The sequence below is a fragment of the Actinomycetospora flava genome (genome assembly GCF_037400335.1).
Taxonomy (GTDB): Bacteria; Actinomycetota; Actinomycetes; order Mycobacteriales; family Pseudonocardiaceae; genus Actinomycetospora; species Actinomycetospora flava.
On sequence record NZ_JBBEGM010000006.1, the window covers coordinates 168,937 to 189,676 of the forward strand.

The 20,740-nt window shown below is 75.4% G+C and carries 13 protein-coding genes; 3 read left to right on the forward strand and 10 right to left on the reverse strand.

What is annotated here, in order from left to right:
- Positions 1-2 precede the first annotated feature (2 nt).
- Positions 3-2,849 (reverse strand): AfsR/SARP family transcriptional regulator, encoded by a 2,847-nt coding sequence (locus WCD58_RS16070; protein WP_337704067.1) that lies wholly within the window; start codon positions 2,847-2,849, stop codon positions 3-5.
- Between the two features lie 112 nt (positions 2,850-2,961).
- Here WCD58_RS16070 and WCD58_RS16075 point away from each other — a divergent pair, with 112 nt between their 5' ends.
- Both WCD58_RS16075 and WCD58_RS16080 read left to right on the forward strand, forming a co-directional pair.
- The gene (locus WCD58_RS16075) at positions 2,962-3,261 is read left to right on the forward strand and encodes a YdhR family protein (protein ID WP_337704068.1); all 300 of its coding nucleotides are present in this window, start codon (positions 2,962-2,964) and stop codon (positions 3,259-3,261) included.
- Between the two features lie 19 nt (positions 3,262-3,280).
- Positions 3,281-4,705, forward strand: a complete 1,425-nt coding sequence (locus WCD58_RS16080; protein WP_337704069.1) for an FAD-binding oxidoreductase — start codon at positions 3,281-3,283, stop codon at positions 4,703-4,705.
- A gap of 68 nt (positions 4,706-4,773) precedes the next feature.
- Here the strand turns inward: WCD58_RS16080 and clpB are convergent, their stop codons facing one another.
- Positions 4,774-7,362, reverse strand: coding sequence for an ATP-dependent chaperone ClpB (gene clpB / locus WCD58_RS16085; protein ID WP_337704070.1), 2,589 nt, complete (start codon positions 7,360-7,362; stop codon positions 4,774-4,776).
- A 322-nt stretch (positions 7,363-7,684) separates the two neighbouring features.
- Between clpB and WCD58_RS16090 the strand changes: the two genes are divergently transcribed.
- Positions 7,685-9,070 carry an FAD-binding oxidoreductase gene (locus tag WCD58_RS16090; RefSeq protein WP_337704071.1) on the forward strand — a complete coding sequence of 462 codons (1,386 nt, stop codon included), beginning with the start codon at positions 7,685-7,687 and terminating at the stop codon, positions 9,068-9,070.
- Positions 9,071-9,142: 72 nt separating this feature from the next.
- Here WCD58_RS16090 and WCD58_RS16095 read toward each other — a convergent pair whose 3' ends face one another.
- From WCD58_RS16095 to WCD58_RS16130, 8 genes are all read right to left on the reverse strand, one after another.
- Positions 9,143-9,574, reverse strand: a complete 432-nt coding sequence (locus tag WCD58_RS16095; RefSeq protein WP_337704256.1) for a heat shock protein transcriptional repressor HspR — start codon at positions 9,572-9,574, stop codon at positions 9,143-9,145.
- 62 nt (positions 9,575-9,636) lie between these two features.
- Positions 9,637-10,893 carry a molecular chaperone DnaJ gene (gene dnaJ, locus WCD58_RS16100; RefSeq protein WP_337704072.1) on the reverse strand — a complete coding sequence of 419 codons (1,257 nt, stop codon included), beginning with the start codon at positions 10,891-10,893 and terminating at the stop codon, positions 9,637-9,639.
- Positions 10,894-10,944: 51 nt separating this feature from the next.
- Positions 10,945-11,664 (reverse strand): nucleotide exchange factor GrpE, encoded by a 720-nt coding sequence (grpE, locus tag WCD58_RS16105; protein WP_337704073.1) that lies wholly within the window; start codon positions 11,662-11,664, stop codon positions 10,945-10,947.
- A 130-nt stretch (positions 11,665-11,794) separates the two neighbouring features.
- Positions 11,795-13,657, reverse strand: coding sequence for a molecular chaperone DnaK (dnaK, locus tag WCD58_RS16110; protein ID WP_337704074.1), 1,863 nt, complete (start codon positions 13,655-13,657; stop codon positions 11,795-11,797).
- Between the two features lie 187 nt (positions 13,658-13,844).
- Complete coding sequence (locus WCD58_RS16115) at positions 13,845-14,828, reverse strand: C40 family peptidase (protein WP_444876321.1); 984 nt, start codon at positions 14,826-14,828, stop codon at positions 13,845-13,847.
- 81 nt (positions 14,829-14,909) lie between these two features.
- Positions 14,910-15,494: a hypothetical protein gene (locus tag WCD58_RS16120; RefSeq protein WP_337704076.1), complete on the reverse strand. Its 585-nt coding sequence runs from the start codon at positions 15,492-15,494 to the stop codon at positions 14,910-14,912.
- Positions 15,478-17,571, reverse strand: coding sequence for a hypothetical protein (locus tag WCD58_RS16125; protein ID WP_337704077.1), 2,094 nt, complete (start codon positions 17,569-17,571; stop codon positions 15,478-15,480). Before WCD58_RS16125 ends, WCD58_RS16120 begins: the two co-directional genes overlap by 17 nt.
- A complete protein-coding gene (locus WCD58_RS16130; protein WP_337704257.1) occupies positions 17,529-20,735 on the reverse strand; it encodes an ATP-binding protein in 3,207 nt (1,068 codons plus the stop codon). Before WCD58_RS16130 ends, WCD58_RS16125 begins: the two co-directional genes overlap by 43 nt.
- Between the last annotated feature and the right edge of the window lie 5 nt (positions 20,736-20,740).

Consider the following 20,740-nt stretch of genomic DNA (forward strand, 5'->3'; position numbering starts at 1 on the left):
TGTCAGGCGCTGTCAGGGACCTCCCCGAGGTGGCGGGCGATCGCGTCGCGCGCCAGCGCGAGGGCCCGGTGGCGGTCGGGGGCCTGCTCGCGGGGGAGGCGGCCCGGGTGGGCCGGGTCGTCGGGCGCGTCGGGTGCGCGGTCGGCGGCGGCGTCGAGCAGGTCGGCCGTCGCGGCGTCGCCGAGCTCGCGGAGCAGGTCACCGAGGTTGCGCAGGGTCACCCAGAGATGGCCCCAGTTGCCGCCGGCCGCCCAGTGGTCGACGACGTCCCGGTAGCCCGCGAGGGCGTCGGTGGACCGGCCGGCCCGGGACAGCAGGGACGCCAGGCCGACACCGGCGATCGCCTCGAGGAAGCTCGACCCGACCTCGCGCGCGCGGGCGATGGCGGTGCCGTAGCGCTCCTCGGCGACGTCGGTCTCCCCGACGACGTTCGCGATCTCGCCGTGGACGTAGGCCGCGAGCCCCACCAGCGTCGGGACGTCGTCGGCGGGGATGAGCGCGGCCAGCGCGCGGGCCCCGTCCGGGTCGCCGCCGTAGAGCGTGGCCAGCGCGGCGACGGTCGGCTCGGAGGCCGGGCCGTCGACGGCGTCGAGCGCCGCGCGGTCGTGGGCCGCGGCGTCGGCCCAGGCCCCGCGGGTGAGTTCGGCCTGCGCGAGCCCCGACAGGCACAGCTGGCGGCCGCGGTGCACGCCGTCGGGCGGGGCGTGCTCGAGTCCCGCGCGGGCCAGCCGCTCGGCGCGCGGCGCGTCCCCCCGGATGTAGGCGTCCAGCGACGCGGCGCCGTGCACCGCGGCCCGCCCCGGATGGCCCGCGAGCGCCGGGTCGTCGAGCAGCTCGGTGGCCCAGCCCCGGATCTCGTCGAGGTCGCGCCAGTAGGCGTGCTCGGCGAGGACCGTCGACACGGTGACGGCCGCGTCGAGGTCATCGCGGCGCCGGGCCAGGCGGAACGCGGCCCGCAACGTGCCCTGCTCCCGGCGCAGCACCGCGTCGGCGGTCACCTCGTCGGGGCTGTAGGCGGTGTCCGCGACCCACACCGCGAGCGCGACCGCCCACGCGACGAGCCGGGCCTCCGCGGCGTCGAGCTCGCCCGCGTCCACCAGCCGGTCGTGGCCGAACGCGCGCAGCGTCTCGAGCATCCGGTAGCGGGTGCGGCCGGCGCCGCGGTCGGCGTCGAGCATCGAGGCGTCGACGAGGCGGGCGAGCAGGTCACCGGAGTCGGCGGCATCGGCCCCGGGCCCGAGGTCCGCGGCGACCGCCTCGACCGCGGTGAGGTCGACCCCGTCGGCGAACACCGCGAGGTGCCGGAACAGGCGCTGCTCGGCGTCGGTCAACAGGTCGTAGGACCACGCGACGGTCGCGCGCAGCGTGCGGTGGCGGACGTGCAGCCCACGGCTCCCGAGCAGGTCCAGCGAGCGGTCGAGCCGCGCGGCCAGGGCCGCGGGCGCGAACGTCGACAGGCGCCCGGCGGCCAGCTCGATGGCGAGCGGCAGGCCGTCGAGACGCCGGACGATGTCGCCGACGTGGGCGAGGTCCTCGTCGTCGAGGGCGCGATCGGGGCGCACCCGCGACGCGCGGTCGACGAACACCGCGACCGCCGGGACGTCGGTGCCCGCGCGCTGCGCCGGGGCGGGCACGCGCAGCGGCGGCAGGCGCACCACCGACTCCTCGGGCAGGCCCAGCGGCTCGCGGCTGGTGAGCAGCACGGTCACCTCGGGGACCCGCGCGAGGACCGTCGCGACGAGGTCGCGCACGGCGTCGAGCAGGTGCTCGCCGTTGTCGAGCACCAGCAGCCGCGGCGCCCCGGCGAGGACGTCGAGGCACGCGGTGAGCACGTCGCCGGTGATCGCCCGCAGGCCCACGGCGTCGGCGAGCGCGTGCGGCAGGGCCCCGGCGTCGGTGAGCGGGGCGAGGAGCACCGTCGTCGCGTCCTCGTGGCGGCGGGCGAGCGCGCGGGCGAGGCTGGTCTTGCCGACCCCGCCGGGGCCGACGACGGTGACCAGGCGCTCGGCGCGCAGCAGCCGGTCGGTGCTCGCCAGCTCGTCGGCGCGGCCGTGCAGTCCGGTCACCGGCTCGGCGACGGGCACCGGCGCCCGGGTCGGTGACGGCCCGAGGGCCCCGGCCGCCACGGCGCGCTCCAGCTCGGCGAGGGCGGGTGACGGGTCGAGGCCCGCCTCGTCGGCGAGGCGCCGGCGGAAATCCCGCGCGGTGGCCAGCGCCCGCGGCGCCTGCCCGGTGGCGGCCTGCGCGCGGACGAGGCGGAGCACCGCCGGTTCCCGCCAGGGGTCGTCGGTCACCGCGTCGGCGGCCGGCGGCAGCGCTTCGTCGGCCGCGCCGTCGGCGAGGAGCGCGTCGACGAGGCGGTCGGTGACGTCGCGCCACAGCTCGCGCGCCCCGTCGGCGTCCGCGCGCAGGCCCGGGACGTCGGCGAGGTCGGCGAGCGCCGGCCCACGCCACAGCGCGCGGGCGGCCCGCAGCGTCGCGGCCGCCGCCCGGGGGTCGAGTGCGCGGGCGCGGTCGCGCAGCCCGCGCGCCGCGGCCAGGTCGAGACCGTCGTCGTCCAGCGCGAGCCGGTATCCGCCCTCGTCGGTGCGCAGGCGGGACGCCGCGGGGCCGAGGTCGGCGCGCAGCCGTGAGACGTGGCTGTGCACGGTGGCGCGCGCGGTCTCGGGCGGGTCGTCGGGCCAGAGGGTGTCGACGAGCCGGTCGACGGTCACCGTGCGGCCCCCGGCCAGCGCGAGGACCGCGAGCGCCACCCGCCGCTTCGGCCCGCGCACGGCCACCGGCCGGTCGTCGACGCTCAGCCGCAACGGCCCGAGCACGTCGACGCGGACCTTCTCCCCAGCACCCATCGCCACTCCTCGTGACGAGCATGGCGGGGCTGCCAGCGTCGTGCCAGGGCGCTGTCAGCCGGTCGGCGCAGCGTGGGTCGCACACCGACACCACCTGTTCCGGGAGGACCCCATGTACGCCCTGCACATCACCTTCACCTCCGCGGTCCCCGCCGAGGCCCTGTACGACGGCGCGGTCGACTTCGCCGAGGCCCTGCGCTCGGTCCCCGGGTTCGTCGCCAAGACCTGGCTCGTCGACCGGTCCCACCACGGCGGCTTCTACCTGTTCACCGACCGCGCCGCCGCCGAGGCCTACCGCGACGGCCCGCTCGTCGCCGGCCTGCGCGAGCACCCCGCCTTCGCGGACGTCGAGGTCCGCGGCTGGGACGTCGAGGAGTCCCTCGGCGCGCTGACCAACGCCGTCCCGGCCTGACACCCGAGGAGGAGCACCGATGACGACGACTCGCACGACCCGCACCACCGAGCGCGAGCACGCGCTCGCGACGACCCTGCGCGAGACGATCACGGGCGACGTGATCGACCGCGACGATCCCCGCCACGACGAGGCCCGCCGCGTCTGGAACGGCCTCGTGGACCGGCACCCCGCCGTCGTCGCCCGGTGCCGCGGCACCGACGACGTCGTCGCCGCGGTCGCCGCCGCGCGCCGGCACCGCCCGCCCGTGAGCATCCGCGGCGGCGGGCACCAGGTCGCGGGCAGCGCGATCTGCGACGACGGCCTGGTGATCGACGTGTCCGGCATGTCCACGGTGACCGTCGACCCGGTGTCCCGCACCGCGCGCGTCGGCGCCGGCGCCCGGTGGGCCGACGTCAACGCGGCCACGACGCCGCACGGTCTCGCGGTGCCCGGCGGCGAGGTCTCGGAGACCGGCGTCGCCGGCCTGACCCTCGGTGGCGGGCTCGGCCAGCTCCAGCGCGCCTTCGGGCTGAGCTGCGACGCCCTGCGCTCGCTCGAGATCGTCACCGCCGACGGGATGGTGCGCACCGCGAGCCCCACCGAGCACGCCGACCTCTTCTGGGCCGCCCGGGGCGGCGGGCGGGGCATCGGCGTCGTGACGGCGTTCGAGTTCGCCCTGTTCCCGCTCGGTCCCGACGTCGCGCACTCGCTCGTCCTCTACCCCTACGAGGACGCGGCGTCGGTGCTGCGCGCCTGGCGCGACCTGGCCGTCGGGGCGCCGGAGACCGTGTCGCCGGAGTTCGCGCTCTGGAGCATCCCGCCCGACCCGGGCTTCCCCGCCGAGATGCACGGCGCCCCGGTGGTCGTCGTCGCCGGGCTGCACGCCGGGCCGGCCGAGGACGGGATCGAGGCCCTGGCCCCGCTCGCGCAACTCGGCACGCCCCTGGTCGACGTGACCGGCGTCAGCGACTACGCGACGAGCCAGACCGGCTCCGACCCGCTGTTCCCGTCCGGGGCGCGGTACTTCTTCAAGTCGCACTTCCTCGACCGCCTCGACGACGACGCCGCGGCCGCGGTGCTCGCCGCCGACAGGGGCCGCCCGACCCCGCAGTCGCTCGTCATCGTCCGCACACTGGGCGGGGCGATCGACCGGGTCGGCGCCGACGCGAGCGCCTACGCCCACCGCGGCGCCCGGTTCAACGTCAGCATCGACGCGGGCTGGACCGACCCGGCGCTCGACGCGACCGCGATCGGGTGGGCGCGGCGGGGCTGGGAGTCGCTGCGCCCCTTCGCGACCGGCGGGATGTACGTGAACTTCGCCGGGCTGGACGACGACGCCGACCGGACCGCGACGTTCGGCGCGCACGCGGCCCGCCTCGATGCGATCGCCCGGACCTACGACCCGGACGGCATCCTCGCCGCCGCGGGCGCCCGGCACGAGGCGGGTCCTCGGCCATCGTGACGAACGAACGGCGCTCTCGCTGCTTGCGTGGCAACGAGAGCGCCGTTCGTTCACTCAGGCGCGCGGAGTCAGGCGCGCGACACCACGAGCCCGCCGGTGCCGCCGTCGGCGGACTCGTCGAGGTCGACCTGCACCGTGTCGCCCTCGCGGACGTCGCCGGCGAGCAGGGCCCGGGCGAGCTGGTCGCCGATGGCCGACTGCACGAGCCGGCGCAGCGGCCGCGCCCCGAAGATCGGGTCGAAGCCCTGCAGCGCGAGCCACTCGCGGGCCGCGTCGCTGACCGCCAGCGTGAGGCGGCGGGCCGCCAGCCGGGCGCCGAGGCGCTCGAGCTGGATGTCGACGATCGACGTCAGCTCCTCGGTGGACAGGGCGTGGAAGACCACGACGTCGTCGAGCCGGTTGAGGAACTCCGGCTTGAACGAGCGCCGCACGACCTCCATGACCTTGTCCCGGCGCCCCGCGTCGTCGAGCGAGGTGTCGACGAGCGCCTGGGAGCCCAGGTTCGAGGTCAGCACGAGGATCGTGTTGCGGAAGTCGACCGTGCGGCCCTGGCCGTCGGTGAGGCGCCCGTCGTCGAGGACCTGCAGGAGCACGTCGAACACGTCCGGGTGCGCCTTCTCGACCTCGTCGAGCAGCACCACCGAGTACGGGCGGCGCCGGACGGCCTCGGTGAGCTGGCCGCCCTGGTCGTAGCCGACGTACCCGGGCGGGGCGCCGACGAGGCGGGCGACGGAGTGCTTCTCGCCGTACTCGCTCATGTCGATGCGGATCATCGCCCGCTCGTCGTCGAACAGGAACGCGGCCAGCGCCTTGGCCAGCTCGGTCTTGCCGACGCCGGTGGGGCCGAGGAACAGGAACGACCCGGTCGGCCGGTCCTCCTCCGCGATCCCGGCGCGGGCGCGCCGGACGGCGTCGGACACCGCCCGGACGGCCTCGGCCTGGCCGACGACGCGGCGACCGAGCTCGTCCTCCATGCGCAGCAGCTTCGCGGTCTCGCCCTCGAGCAGGCGCCCGGCGGGGATGCCGGTCCACGCCGACACGACGTCCGCCACGTCGTCGGGGCCGACCTCCTCCTTGAGCATCACCGGCGCCGCCGACGTGGCGTCCGCGGCCTCCAGCTCCTTCTCCAGGGCCGGGATCTCGACGTAGCGCAGCTTGGCGACACGCTCGTAGTCGCCGTCGCGCTCGGCGCGCTCGGACTCGCCGCGCAGCCCCTCGAGGCGCTCCTTGAGCACTCGGGAGCCGTCGATGGCGTCCTTCTCCGCCTGCCAGCGGGCGGTCAGGGCGTCGAGCTCCTCGCGGCGCTCGGCGAGCTCGGCGCGCAGGGCGCCCAGGCGCTCGCGCGACGCGGGGTCGGACTCCTTGTCGAGCGCCATCTCCTCGATCTCGAGGCGACGCACGGCGCGCTCCACCTCGTCGATCTCGACCGGCCGCGAGTCGATCTCCATGCGCAGCCGCGAGCTGGCCTCGTCGACGAGGTCGATCGCCTTGTCGGGCAGGAAGCGCGCGGTGATGTAGCGGTCGGAGAGCGTGGCGGCGGCGACGAGCGCGGCGTCGGTGATCCGCACGCCGTGGTGCACCTCGTAGCGCTCCTTGAGCCCGCGCAGGATGCCGACGGTGTCGTCCACGGTCGGCTCGCCGACCAGCACCTGCTGGAAGCGGCGCTCCAGGGCGGGGTCGGACTCGATGTGCTGGCGGTACTCGTCGAGGGTCGTCGCGCCGACCATGCGCAGCTCGCCGCGGGCGAGCATCGGCTTGATCATGTTGCCGGCGTCCATCGCCGACTCGCCGGTCGCGCCGGCGCCGACGATGGTGTGCAGCTCGTCGATGAACGTGATGACCTGGCCCGCGGAGTCGGTGATCTCCTGCAGGACGGCCTTGAGCCGCTCCTCGAACTCGCCGCGGTACTTGGCGCCCGCGACCATCGAGCCGAGGTCCAGGGCGACCACGCGCTTGCCGCGCAGCGACTCGGGCACGTCGCCGGCGATGATGCGCTGGGCGAGGCCCTCGACGATCGCGGTCTTGCCGACGCCGGGCTCGCCGATGAGCACGGGGTTGTTCTTGGTGCGCCGCGAGAGCACCTGCACGACGCGACGGATCTCGGCGTCGCGGCCGACGACCGGGTCGAGGTCGCCGGAGCGGGCGCGCTCGGTGAGGTCCTGGCCGTACTTCTCGAGGGCCTGGAAGGTGCCCTCCGGGTCGGCGGACGTGACGCGCCCGGACCCGCGCACCTTGGTGAACGCCTCCTTCAGCGCCTCGGGCGTCGCGCCGTGGCGGGTCAGGACGTCGGCGGTGCGCCCGCCGGCGGCGGCGAGCCCGACGAGCAGGTGCTCGGTCGAGACGTACTCGTCGCCCATGTCGGCGGCCAGCTGCTGGGCGTGCTGCAGCACGCGCGCCATCTCGCGGTCGAACTGCGGCGCGGCGACGCTGGAGCCGCTGGCGCTCGGCAGGCTCGTGAGGACCTTGCCGATGTCGGAGCCGACGGCCGACGGGTCCGCCCCGACCGCGCGCAGCAGCGGCTCGGTGAGGCCGTCGGTCTGCTCGAGCAGCGCGGCCGCGAGGTGGGCCGGCGAGACCTGCGGGTGACCGTCGACGGTGGCCGCGCGGACCGCGGCCGACACCGCCTGCTGGGTGCGGGTGGTGGGGGTGAAGTCCATCGGTTTCCTCCTGGTGGGGGTGGGCGGGCGGCCCACCAGCCGCCCTCACAACTTGAGTCTACTCAGCTCAACTCTGCCGCGGCGCCGTTTCTTCCCTTCACCTCGTCACGGTGACCGGTGACCCACTGCGACGACGGTGAACCACGCCGAACCGGACCGTCGTCGCTGCTCAGCGTGCCTACGAGCACCGTCCGGCGCACATCGCGAGCCGGACGTCGAGCCCCGGATGGGGACCCTGCGTGACGAACCATGACGTGCTGTCATAGTGGTGCGGTCGCGCGGGGACACGTCCGCGCCGGGGGGTCGAGGAGGCACGTCGTCCATGTCCGCGGAGCCGCTGTCCGCAGGTCCGGACCCGACCTCCACGGCCGCGCCCGCACCGGCCCCGGCCCGCCGCGGACGCCGTCTCGCCACGGTCCGTGCCGTCCCGCCACCAGCCACGACACCGATGGTGCGGCCCGGGCGCCACGCGGCCCCGGACGACACCCCGGGCGAGCCCACGAACACCGCACGCGCCGTCGTTCCCACGGCGCCGCCGGCTCCGACGCCTCCGGCGCCTCCGAAGCCCCGGCCCGAGCCCGCGCGCACCGACGAGACCCCCGAGCAGCGCGCCGCCCGCCGGGTCCGCCAGACCTGGACCGAGGTCGAGCCGCAGGTCGACGAGCTCGCCGACTGGTTCGCCGCGCTGCTGTTCAGCCTGGCCCCGCAGACCCGCGCGCTGTTCCCGGCGCGGGTCACCGAGCCGGCGCGCCGGCTGCTCCGCTCGCTCGTGCTGCCGATGAGCGCCGTCGACCGCCCCGGCGAGCTCCGGGCGATGCTCGAGCCGCTGGTGCGCGAGCACCGTGCGCTGGGCCTGCGCGCCGAGCAGTACGAGGCGCTCGGGGTGGCGCTGATCGGGGCGATGCGCCGCTTCGGCGCCACCTGGGACGAGGCGACCGAGCACGCGTGGGTGCGCGCGTTCTCGCTGGCCGCGGGGCCCATGGAGCAGGCGGTCCGGGCCGCGGCCGACCCGGCGGTCGCCGAGGGCACCGTGGTGGGCCACCGGCGCCTGAGCTGGGACCTCGCCGTCGTGCACGTCGCGCCCGACACCCCGGTGCCCCACCGCGCGGGGCAGTACCTCACCGTCGAGATCCCGCAGCGGCCGCGGATGTGGCGCCCGCTGAGCCCGGCGACCGCGCCCCGTCCCGACGGCCTCCTCGAGTTCCACGTCCGCGCGGTCGAGGGCGGCTGGGTGAGCCGGGCGATGGTCGCGCACGCGACGCCGGGCGACCGGTGGCGCCTCGGCCCGCCCGCCGGGCGCCTCGGGCTCGACCCGCGCAGCACCCGCGAGGTGCTGATGGTCGCCGGCGGCACCGGCGGCGCCCCCGTGCTCGCGCTCTGCGAGGACATGGCCCGCTGGGCCCGGCCGCGGCCGTGCACGGTGTTCCTCGGCGGCCGCGTGCCCGAGGACCTCACGGTGCTCGACCGCCTGGACGCCCTCGCCGAGCGCCATCCCTGGCTCCAGGTCGCCGCCGTGTGCGAGGACGACCCGCTCGACCAGCAGACCCAGCCCGGGACGCTGCGCGACGCGGTGGTCCGCGGCGGGGACTGGTCGCAGCACGACGTGCTGCTCTCCGGCTCGCCGAACATGATCCGCGCGACGGCGTCGGCGCTGCTCGTCGACGGCGTCGGGCTCGACCGCATCACCTACGACCCGTTCACTGAATAGCCGCTGCCAGGAAGTGCGGTCGTCAGCCCTCGTACCTCGGGCTGCCCACCGACTTCCGGCGCGCTCCGGTGGTCAATCACGCCTTCTCGGGCCGGGCTGCCAGACGACGACCGACTGGGTCCGGCGGGCCGGCAGGCGGTCGTTCGCGCTGCCGTCGGCCGCGTTGCGGGCGGCCTGCTCGGCGGCGGCCCGCCACCCGGCGAGTTCCTCGGTGACCTCCGCGAGGCGGTCGGTCAGCGCCCCGACCTCGCGCTCGAGCTCGATGATGCGCTTGATGCCGGCGAGGTTGACGCCGTCCTCCTGCGAGAGCCGCTGGACCTCGCGGAGCACCGCGATGTCGCGCACCGAGTAGCGCCGGCCGCCGCCGCTGGCGCGTCCCGGCGTCACGAGCCCGATGCGGTCGTACGAGCGCAGCGTCTGCGCGTGCATGCCGGCGATCTGGGCGGCCACCGAGATCACGAACACCGGGGTGTCCTCGTCGGCCCAGGCGGGCAGCGGCGGCATGGCTGGACCGGACGAGGAGGCGCCGAGCGGGGACGGCCAGGGTCCCCGCTCGTCGCGCCCGCTCATGACGCCGTCTCCCTCCGTGCGGCGGCCTCGGCACGCCGGGTGAGGTCGGCGCGCGGGTCGTGGTCGGCGGTGGCCTTCACGTAGGCGTCGAGCGCCTCCCGGGCCTCGGAGCTCAGGCGCTGCGGGACCGAGAGCTCGACGGTGACCAGCAGGTCGCCCGTGCGCCCGTCCTTGCGGTGCACCCCGCGGCCGCGCACGCGCAGCGTGCGCCCGCTCTGGCTGCCCGCGGGCACCTTGAGCGAGACCTTCCCGTCCATGGTCGGCACGGTGATCGTCGTGCCGTCGACGAGCTCGGGGAACGTCACCGGCACGGTGAGCGTCAGGTCGTCGGCGTTGCGCTCCGAGCGCCCGAACAGGTCGTCGGGGTTGACGTGGACGACCACGAACAGGTCGCCCGCCGGCCCGCCGCGGCTGCCCGGCTGGCCCTGCCCGGCGAGCCGGATGCGCTGGCCGTCGTCGACACCGGCCGGGATGCGCACCGTGAGGGTGCGCGACCGGGTGCTGACGCCGTCGCCCCCGCACTCGGGGCACGGGTCATCGACGATCGAGCCGGTGCCCGAGCAGTCGCGGCACGGCTCGCTGAACGCGAACGCGCCCTGGCTGCGCGAGACGACGCCGGCGCCGCCGCAGGTCAGACAGGTGCGGGGGCTGGTGCCGGGCTTGGCGCCGTTGCCGCCGCAGGTGTTGCAGCGCGTCGGCGACGCGAGGCGCAGCGGCAGGGTCGTGCCGCCGACGGCCTCGGAGAAGTCGATGCGCACGTCGGTCTCGACGTCCGCGCCGCGCTGCTCACGGGGCCTGCTGGCGCCCGCCCCGGGCACCGGCCCGCCGGTCGGGGCGCCCGCCCCGCCGCCGAACAGCCCGCCGAGCAGGTCGCCGAGGCCGCCGGCCCCGGGCTGCTGCCCGCCGCGACCGCCGAAGAGGTCGCCGACGTCGAAGCCGCCGGAGAACCCGGTGCCGCCGGCACCGGCGCCCGCGCCGGCCCCCCGGCCGCCGCCGAAACCGCCGAAGCGGCCGCCGGAGAACATCGTCCGGGCCTCGTCGTACTGCTGGCGCTTCTCGGGGTCGGAGAGCACCCCGTACGCCTCGCCGGCCGCCTTGAACCGGGACTCGGCCTTGGCGTCGCCCGGCTTGGCGTCGGGGTGGTTCTCGCGGGCGATCTTGCGATACGCCTTCTTGATGTCGTCCGCGGAGGCGTCCTTGGCCACGCCCAGCTCGCGGTAGTAGTCCTTCTCGACCCAGTCACGGGCGCTCATGGCGGGACTGCTCCTTCCGCGGTGTGGGGGATGTGGTGGTCAGGATCGCTCTCAGGAGGTGGTGCCGGCGTCGGCCGGCTCGGTGGGGACGGTGGGAGCCGACCCGTCCGAGTCGGTGACGCCGACCATGGCCGCCCGCAGCACGCGGTCGCCGAAGCGGTAGCCGCGACGCATCACCGTGGTGACGGTCGGACCCGAGACCTCGGAGGAGGTCTCGTGGGCGACGGCCTCGTGCACCGAGGGGTCGAACGCGTCGCCCTCGGCCCCGAAGGGCTCGAGCCCGGCGCGCTGCAGCGTCTCGGTGAGCCGGTCGGCGACGACCTTGAACGGGCCGGTCAGGTCGCCGTGGTTCTGGGCGCGCTCGACGTCGTCGAGCACGGTGAGCAGCTCGCCCGCGACGGCCGCCTTGGCGCCCGCGACGGTCGACTCCCGCTCGCGCTCGGTGCGCCGCCGGAAGTTGGTGAACTCGGCGGACACCCGCTGCAGGTCGGCGGTGCGCTCCGCGAGCTCGGCGCGCACGCGCTCGAGCTCCGGGTCGCCCGCGCCGTCACCGTTCGCCTGAGGGGCGGCCGACGCCGAGGCGGCGGACTCGGCCGCGCGGGCCTCGCCGGCGATGGTCTGGGCGCCGTCGGGCGCGGCGGTCTCGCCGCCGTCGGTGGCCCCGTCCGGCTGGGCGGTGCCACCGGGCGCGGCCTGCCCGGAGGTGGGCACTCCGCCGACGCTGGAGTCGGTGGCGTCGGCAGCCTCGTGGCCGACGACCGGATCCTGCACTGTGACCTCCTCGAGAGGCTCGGCCCGGCATCTCGGTGCCGGGGCCGGGGACGTGTGGTCGGGAGCTGGGTGGACGGGGACGAACCGACCGGCGGGGCCGCGTACCGTGTCGCGGCCCCGCCGGATCGGGTCAGTCCTTCTTGTCCTTCTCGTCGTCGACGATCTCGGCGTCGACCACGTCGTCCGCCTGCGCGGAAGCCCCGGCCTCTCCGGCACCGGCCGCGCCACCGGCGGCCGCGCCGCCCTCGGACTGCTGCTGGGCGTAGAGCGCCTGGCCGAGCTCCTGCGACTCGGTGGCGACCTTCTCCGAGGCCGCCTTGATGGCCTCGGTGTCCTCACCCTTGAGGGCCTCCTTGAGCTCGCCGATCGAGCCCTGGACCTTCTCCTTGACGTCCGACGGGAGCTTCTCGTCGTTGTCGGTGATGAACTTCTCGGTCTGGTAGACCAGCGTCTCGGCCTGGTTGCGGGTCTCCGCGGCCTCGCGGCGCTTGCGGTCCTCGTCGGCGTGGGCCTCGGCGTCCTGGACCATGCGGTCGATCTCGTCCTTCGAGAGGGCCGAGCCGCCGGTGATGGTCATCTGCTGGGACTTGCCGGTGCCCTTGTCGACCGCCGAGACGTTGACGATGCCGTTGGCGTCGATGTCGAAGCTGACCTCGATCTGCGGCACGCCCTGCGGGGCGGGCGGCAGGTCGGTGAGCTCGAACATGCCGAGCTTCTTGTTGTAGGCCGCGATCTCGCGCTCACCCTGGAAGACCTGGATCTGGACCGACGGCTGGTTGTTCTCGGCCGTCGTGAAGACCTCGGACTTCTTGGTCGGGATCGTCGTGTTCTTCTCGATGAGCCGCGTCATCACGCCGCCCTTGGTCTCGATGCCGAGGGACAGCGGGGTGACGTCGAGCAGCAGGACGTCCTTGACGTCACCGCGCAGGACGCCGGCCTGCAGGGTGGCGCCGACGGCGACGACCTCGTCGGGGTTGACGCCCTTGTTCGGCTCCTTGCCGCCGGTGAGCTCCTTGACCAGGTCGTGCACCGCGGGCATGCGGGTCGAACCACCGACCAGCACGACGTGGTTGATCTGGCCCACGGAGATGCCCGCGTCCTTGATCACCTGGTTGAAGGGCTTGCGGCAGCGGTCGAGCAGGTCGGAGGTGATCCGCTGGAACTCGGCGCGCGAGAGCGTCTCGTCGAGGAACAGCGGGTTCTTCTCGGCGTCGACCGTGATGTAGGGCAGGTTAATGCCGGCGCTGGAGGAGCTGGAGAGCTCGATCTTGGCCTTCTCCGCCGCCTCGCGCAGGCGCTGCATCGCCATCTTGTCCTTGGACAGGTCGATGCCCTGCGAGCTCTTGAACTTGTCGACGAGCCAGCTGATGATCCGCTCGTCCCAGTCGTCGCCGCCGAGGTTGTTGTCGCCGTTGGTGGCCTTCACCTCGACCACGCCGTCGCCGATCTCGAGCAGGGACACGTCGAACGTGCCGCCACCGAGGTCGAAGACGAGGATCGTCTGGTCGTCGTCGCCCTTCTCGAGGCCGTACGCGAGCGCGGCGGCCGTGGGCTCGTTGACGATGCGCAGGACGTTGAGCCCCGCGATCTGGCCGGCCTCCTTGGTGGCCTGCCGCTGCGCGTCCTCGAAGTAGGCCGGGACGGTGATCACCGCGTCGGTGACCTCCTCGCCCAGGTAGGCCTCGGCGTCGCGCTTGAGCTTCTGCAGCGTGCGGGCGCTGATCTCCTGCGCGGTGTACTTCTTGTCGTCGATCTCGACCGACCAGTCGGTGCCCATGTGGCGCTTGACCGACCGGATGGTGCGGTCGACGTTGGTCACCGCCTGGTTCTTGGCCGACTGGCCGACCAGGACGTCGCCGTTGCGGGCGAACGCGACCACCGACGGGGTGGTGCGGCTGCCCTCCGAGTTCGCGATGACCGTCGGCTCGCCGCCCTCCAGGACGGCGACCACGGAGTTGGTCGTGCCGAGGTCGATGCCGACCGCTCGCGCCATGCTCGTGTCTCCTCTCGAGACCCGTGGATTCCGGGGTGTCGTTGAGTGCTCTGCGCTCAAGTATTTGCCTGCGAGTCCATCCTCGCAAACCTGACCTGAGTCCGTCGCGCTCAAGTGTGTCACTCGGCCCAACGGAGCATGTCACGGACTTGTTCCCGGCACGCTCAACTTCGCCGGAGAAAGTCGCTCAGGCCCGGTCGGAGCCGGTGCCCGGGCGGGTGGCGAGCGGCAGGAGCTCGCCCTCGTCCCACTTCACGGCCCGGGTGCCCAGCGGCACGCCCGTCTGCTGGGCCTCCATCATCTGCCCGTTCCCGAGGTACATCGCGACGTGGTGGATGGTGTCCGGGTCCGACTCGTCGTACGCCCAGAACAGCAGGTCACCGGGCTGCGCCTGCTCCACGGGCACGTGGGCGCCCGCGTTGTACTGGTCCCGCGAGACGCGCGGGATGACGATCCCCGCGCGCTGGTAGGCGCGCAGCATGAGCCCGGAGCAGTCGTAGCTGCTCGGTCCGGTGGCGCCCCAGACGTAGGGCTTGCCGGTCTCGGCGGTGGCGAACTCGATGGCCGTGCGCGCCACGCCCGGCGGGAGCGCGGCCGCGACGCCGCCCGACGCCTCGTCCGCGGGCACGCATTCCTGGATGGCGCCGGCGACGCCCGCGAGGTCGGTGACGAGGCTGTTGGCCAGCGACTCCCACTTCGCGTAGGCGTTCGGGAACGCCGAGCGCTGCACGATCTGCGCCGCCTGCGTGACGGGCATCGTGTCCCAGCCGGGCACGGTGAGCAGGCGCTCGAGGAACGTGCGCGTCGCGTAGACGGGGTCGCGGACCTGCGCGGGCGAGCCCCACCCCTGGCTCGGGCGCTGCTGGAACACGCCCAGCGAGTCGTGGTCGACGGCGACGTCCATGCCGACGGTCCCCATCTGGGACTCCTGCATGGCCGTGGCGAGGGCGACGATCCAGCCCCGCGGCGGCACGTTCATGCCCTTGGCGACGCCGATGATCGTCGCGGCGGTCCGGCGCTGCACCTCGTTGAGCTCGGCGGAGGTCTGCGGGGCGTCGGTCGACGGCCCCGTGCCCGTCCCGGCCTCGCAGCTCGTGCTCCCCGCGTCCTCCCCGAGCCCGGGCACGAACTGGTTGGCGACGAGCAGCCCGCCCGCGAGCACGACGACCATGAACGCGGCGAGCCCCGCCACCGGCAGCAGCAGGCGCAGGATGCGGAAGCCGGGCGGCAGCCGGGGCGGCGTGATCACGGGTCAGGACGCCCGGTCGTAGCCCGAGACGCGCCAGTCACCCGGCCCGACCTGCACGAGGAGGAGCTCGAGGCGCACCGCGTCGGTGGGCACCTGGACGCGCACGGCCTCCGGGCGCACGTCGACGGCCTGCGGCGGGCCGGTGACGCGCGTGCCCGGCACGTTCGCCGGGTCCACCGAGGCGAGCACCGCCAGGTACTCGTCGGTCGTGTACGGCGCGAGCCCCGCGCTCCACTGTGCGGGCGTCGTGCCCGGCGGGTGCGTGGCCCACGCCTGCGTCCAGCGCTCCGCGACCGCCAGCGCCACCGGCGGCGCGGCGCTGAGCGGCAGGCTCTGCGGGCGCAGCTCGGTGACCGTCGGCTGCCCGGGCGCCGCGGTGGCGGTGCCGGGCGACGCCGAGGGCGCCGGCCCGAGGGCGCGCCCCGTGTCGTGGCCCGGGCCGCCCAGCGAGCCGCTGAGGTACGACAGGCCCACGGCGAGCGCGATGACGACGACCACCACGAGGAACAACCGCGCCGGGGAGTGCAGCGGCCACTCCCACAGCGCCCGGTAGGCCGCCGCGCGTCCGCGCCTAGTCCGGATCGGCACCTGCGCCTCCCTCGCCGGCGGAGCGCGGGGCGGGGGCCGACCGCGACGAGCGGCGCGACGACCCGGCACCGATCGGGCGGCTGGGGCGGTAGATCCGGTAGACCGGGGCGCCGTCGACCAGCTCGGCCTGGACCGGGCGGCGCAGGCCGTCGGACCCCCCGGCCTCCCCGGTCCGCGCGGCGACGCTGCGGTAGAGGCTGCGGTCGGCGTCGCTGATCTGGGCGCGGGCGGGGGTCGCGTCACGGTCGCCGCGCGGGCTGCCCCCGGGCACGGCGCCGGCGCCGCGGGGCAGCGCGCGCTGCGCGGCGGTGCGCGAGGCCAGGGCGGCCGCCGGGTCCGCGTCGTGGCCGGGGGAGCCGCCCGCGCGCGTGCCCACCCGCTCGCTGTCGACGCGCACCGGCGCCGCGGGGTCGGCGACGGACGCCGCCACCGTGGGGTCGGTGCGCGAGGGCGTGCTGCCCTCCGGGCGCCAGCCGTCGCCCTCGCCCGCGGCGTCACGGCGCTCGGACCACCAGTCGTCCTGGCGCGCGGGCGAGCGCGGCAGGAACCGCGAGAACATGCCGCTGCCGGCGGGCGGCAGGACGCCGCTCATCTGGTCGCGGGTCAGCGAGACCATCGCCGCCAGTCGCCGGAACGGTCTCGCCAGCGCCCACAGCACGATCGTCACGACACCCGTGACCAGCAGCGCGAGCCACGTGTCCACCCCGGCCCCGGGGCGGAACAGCGCGATGACCATGAGCGAGTGCAGCCCGGCCATGGCGCCGACGAGCAGGGTGTTCACCAGCGCCGCCCCGCCGATCCGCAGCATCGCGGGCAGCACCTCGGGCTTGAGCAGGGCCACCACGGCGAGCGCCGGGGCGATCATCACGAGCAACCGGATGATCAGCATCGAGACGAGGATGAGCAGCTTGCTCATCAGCTGGAACAGCCCGATGCACACGGCCTGGATCAGCGCGAGCATCCCCGCGCCGGTGCGCGAGCCCTGCCGGCCCTGGAAGTAGCTGTACCGGTCGCCGGCGCGGTCGGCGACGGCGGTGAACGCCTGCTTCTTCGCGTCGGCGGTCGCCTGGTTGTCCTGCCCGTCCGCGATCTCCTGCTTGGTGAACGTCTGCGCCCGCAGCAGCTCCCGGCCCATGTCGCGGGCCTGGGGCACGTCCGCGGACCCGAACTCCCCGCGCAGCCAGTTGTTGTAGACGATCTGGTCGGTGAGCACGGTCGGCAGCGTGTTCGCGTCGCCGACCCCGACCTGCGAGAGGAACCCGCGCTGCATCGCGGTGACGCCGTCGAGCAGCACCCCGTCGAGCACGCTCGACCAGCGCACCGGCGCGGCGTACGCCGCCGCCGCGATCGCCAGGGCGATCACCGCGATCCCCGCGCGCTGGGCCTGGCGCGACAGGTCGCCGCGCATGGCGAGCACCAGCAGGATCGCCGCGAGCACGATGAGCGCGACGCCGATCCACGTCGTGAACACCGCGTTGTACATCGCCGCCGTGCCGGCCTGCACGATCCCGTCGAGCGGCGAGAGGAGCCCGGAGCCGCGCTCGATGAGGTAGTGCGCCCAGTTCACGCCGCCGACGACGAGCTTGGCGAGGTTGAAGAACTGGTTGCCCAGCCACGTGTCGGTGGCCGCCGCGGGGTCCCGGGCGGCGCCGGGGCCGCAGCCGAGGTCGTAGGTCCACCAGATCTGCCCGGCGTAGCCGACCTCGTGGTAGACGCTGCCCGGCGCGCCGACCCCGAGCGGGGCGGGGTCGAGCGAACCGACGAGCCCCGTGCCCGGACGGTCCGGGTCCGGCGGGGCCTTGCAGTCCAGCGGGGCCGCCGACGCCGGGAGCGCGAACAGCACGAGCCCGGTGATCAGCGACATCACGACGACCGTCGCCCGGCGGCGCCCGCGCGAGGGGGTGGAGCGAGGGACGCCCTGGCTGCGTCGGAGGCGGCCGAGGAGTCCCTCGCTCCTCCCCGGTGACCCCTGCGCGCGCCGGGACCGTCGCCACCCCACGACGAGGGCGGCGACGAGGATCGCGACGGCGAGCGTCACCCCGGTGTCCCCGGGCCGCGGCGGCCGGCGCTCGCCCACCGGCCCGGGTCCTGCACCTCGCTGCCCGCGCGCCAGCCCGGGTTCCGGTCGGCGGCGGTGGTGACGGTGGCCTGGTCGGCGAGGTCGGCGAGCTCGCCCACCGCGTCGCCCGTCGCGGCGTCCTCGCCGGTGGTCTCGTCCATGACCCACGCCTCGGCCCACTCGTCGTCGCCGACGGGGGGCGGGTCGGCGACGGCGGGGCCACCGAGGTCGTCGTCGAGGTCGGGCACCAGGTCGTCGAGGCGCGCGTCGAGGGCCGGCCCCTCGATCTCCTGCGCGTCCGACCGCTCGTCCAGCACGGTGCCCTCGACGACCGTGCGCTCGACCAGCGGGTCCCGCGACGGCGTCACGGGCGACACGCGGGCGGTGCCGGCGGGCGCGCGCGGGGGCGCCGGGCGGGCCGGGCCCTGGGGCGCGCCGGGTGTCGTGGGCAGCGGGCCGCTCGCGGGCACGATCGGCACCGGGCCGGTGCGCTCGGCGTCGGTCTCGGGGGGTGCGGAGGGGCCGGACGGCGCCGCCGGCAGCGGCCGGACCCGGCGCGCGTCGGGGTTGGTGTCCAGCGTCTCGCGCAGGTGCTCGAGGTGCGGTCCCTCGAGATCGATCCGGATCTTCTCGACGCCGCCGTGCCCGTCGGCGAAGACGAACTGGCGCGGGGTGTCGTCGGGCCGGTCGTCGTGGCGGGGCCGCGGCGAGAGGGTGCCGAGCATCTCCTCGTAGCCGACGTCGGTGGGCACGCGCAGCAGGCGCAGCGCCTCGGCCTGCGCCTCCTCGTCGTCGGTGCGGCCGACGAACACCGCGTTGACCAGCGACGCGAACCCCGGCACGCGCAGCAGGTCGCCCGCGAGCTGGGAGGCGAACAGCGCGCGGACGTTGAACTTGCGGGAGTCGCGGGCGAGGCGGTCGATGAGCACCTTGCCGGTCGGGATCTGCGAGAGGAAGTGCGTCTCGTCGAGCGCCACGCCCTTCCGCAGGTTCCGGTCGGCGGTGTAGATCGTGCGCTGCGTCAGCCAGGACGCGAGGTTGAGCAGCTCGACCGCCAGCGACTCGCCGTCGGTCCACTCCTCACGAGGGCTGCCGGGGCGCGGCAGGGACATCCCCTGCATGGTCAGCACGGTGAGGCGGTAGTTCTCCTCGCCCTGCCAGGGGTCGTCGCGCGGGTCCGTGTTGCGGTCGGGGAACAGCAGCGCGGCCTGGGGCAGCTCGCGGCGCTCCTCGAGGAAGTCGGCGACGACGTCGGCGTGCTCCTCGCCCTCGCGCGCGTGCCGGCGCAGCACGGCGATGACCTGCCCGGGGTCGCGGTCGGGGGCGCCCCCGACCTCGCGGACCGCGCGCAGCAGCACGATCCGGGTGTGGGGCAGGCGCGCCACGTCGAAGGGCAGCAGGCCGGTGAGGACGTCGAGCACGAGGCGGCGCCGGGTCGCGGCGGCCAGCGAGCGCTCGCGGCGCCAGGCCTTGTCCGGGTCGTCCTCGTCGAGGAAGTGGTCGCGCCGGGGTTCGGCCACCACCCGGTACGGGTTGAGGATGCCGGGGTCGGCGCCCAGCAGGTGGATGTGCCGCGAGAACGGGGCGAGCTCGGGGAGCTTGGTCAGCTCGGCCAGCGGGCCGGACGGGTCGAGCACCGTCCAGCGGGCGCCGGCGCGCAGCGTCTTGTAGACGAGCAGTCCGGTCAGGAACGACTTGCCGGAGCCGAGACCACCCACCACGGCGGTGAGCCCCGAGGCGCGCCGGACCTCCTGCGCCATCCACGGGTCCCACGCCACGGGGCGGCGGGTGGCCGTGCACGTCTCGCCGATCATGATGCCGCGCCGGTCGCCGACCGACGCCGACGCCGCGGGCACCCCGGCCGCCACCCAGGTCACCGAGCCGCGGCGGCGGTAGGCCGTGGACGCGAGCGGCTCGCCGGGGATGAACTCGCGCGCGTAGGCGTACTGGGCCTCGGGGTGCTCCATCGCGACCCGCGGGCGGTAGAGGTCGAGCACCTGCTGGGCGCGGGTCAGCGCCTCGCCCTCGTCGCGCCCCGACACCGCGACCCGCCACCACCCGTACACCCGGGTGTTGAGCTGCGTGAGCCCGCCGGAGAGCTCGTCCTCGATCTGCAGCACCCGGTCGGCCTGGCGCGCGAGCGACATCGGGGGGTCGAGGTCGTGGTCGTGCGTGTAGTGCCGGATCTGGCTGCGCACCTTGCCCATCTGGCGCTGCAGCTCGCCCGAGACCTCCTCGGGGCGGCGCACGTAGATCCGCGCCGACCACTCGACGGGGAAGGGCAGGCGGTCGCTGCGCTGCATCCACGGGTCGTCGGCCTCGGGGATGCGCAGCGCGTCCATGAGGCCCACCGACAGCACCGCGACGTGGCGCTGCACCGGCTGGGTGCCGAAGCGCCCGAGCACCTGCACGGTCGGGGCGTACGGCTCCTGCTGCAGGGCGACGCCGTCGGTGAACGCCGCGAGGTCCTCGGCCTCCCAGCGCTCGCCCGACGCCGGCGCCACCGTGCGCGGCGCGGGCAGGCCCAGCGAGCACGAGCGGTGCATCAGCCAGGCCATGTCCTCGGCGGTCGCGGGCACCGCGTCCAGCCCCGCCCGCGAGACGAGCGCCTCGACGTGCGCGATCTCGGACTCGAGCGCCGCCAGCTCCGCGGTCGCCGCCGACGGCACGAGACGGCCCAGCACCGGCGCGGCGCCCTCGAGCCAGCGGTCGACCACCGAGCGCCCGGAGACCTCGACCCCGAGGAACACCTCCTTGTCGGACATCGACAGCCCCATGAGGTGGCGCTGCTCGCCCTCGAGGAAGCTCTCCCAGCTCAGCGCGCCGGAGACGTCGGGCAGCCGGCCGGGCGCGTTGTGGTCGAACGTCTCGGCCCACAGCGCCACCGGGTAGGGCCGCGAGGTGACCCGCACGTGCAGCCACCGGCCCTGCAGCTCGCCGAGCTGGGTCGCGATCTGGCGGATGAGCGTCTCGCGCTGGGTGTCGCTGCGGAAGCTCCACGGCTGCGGGGCCAGGCGGTACCAGGCGGTGACGGCCGACGCCGTGCGCGCGAGGTTGCCGTCGATGGCGCGCAGCGAGATCGCGGGCCGGTAGCCCGCCGCCGGCGACTCGCCGACCAGCGAGCGACCGCGCCGCGCGCCGTGCCCGTTCTGGCCGTGGCCGTTCGCGCGGGCCGGGCGCAGGCCGC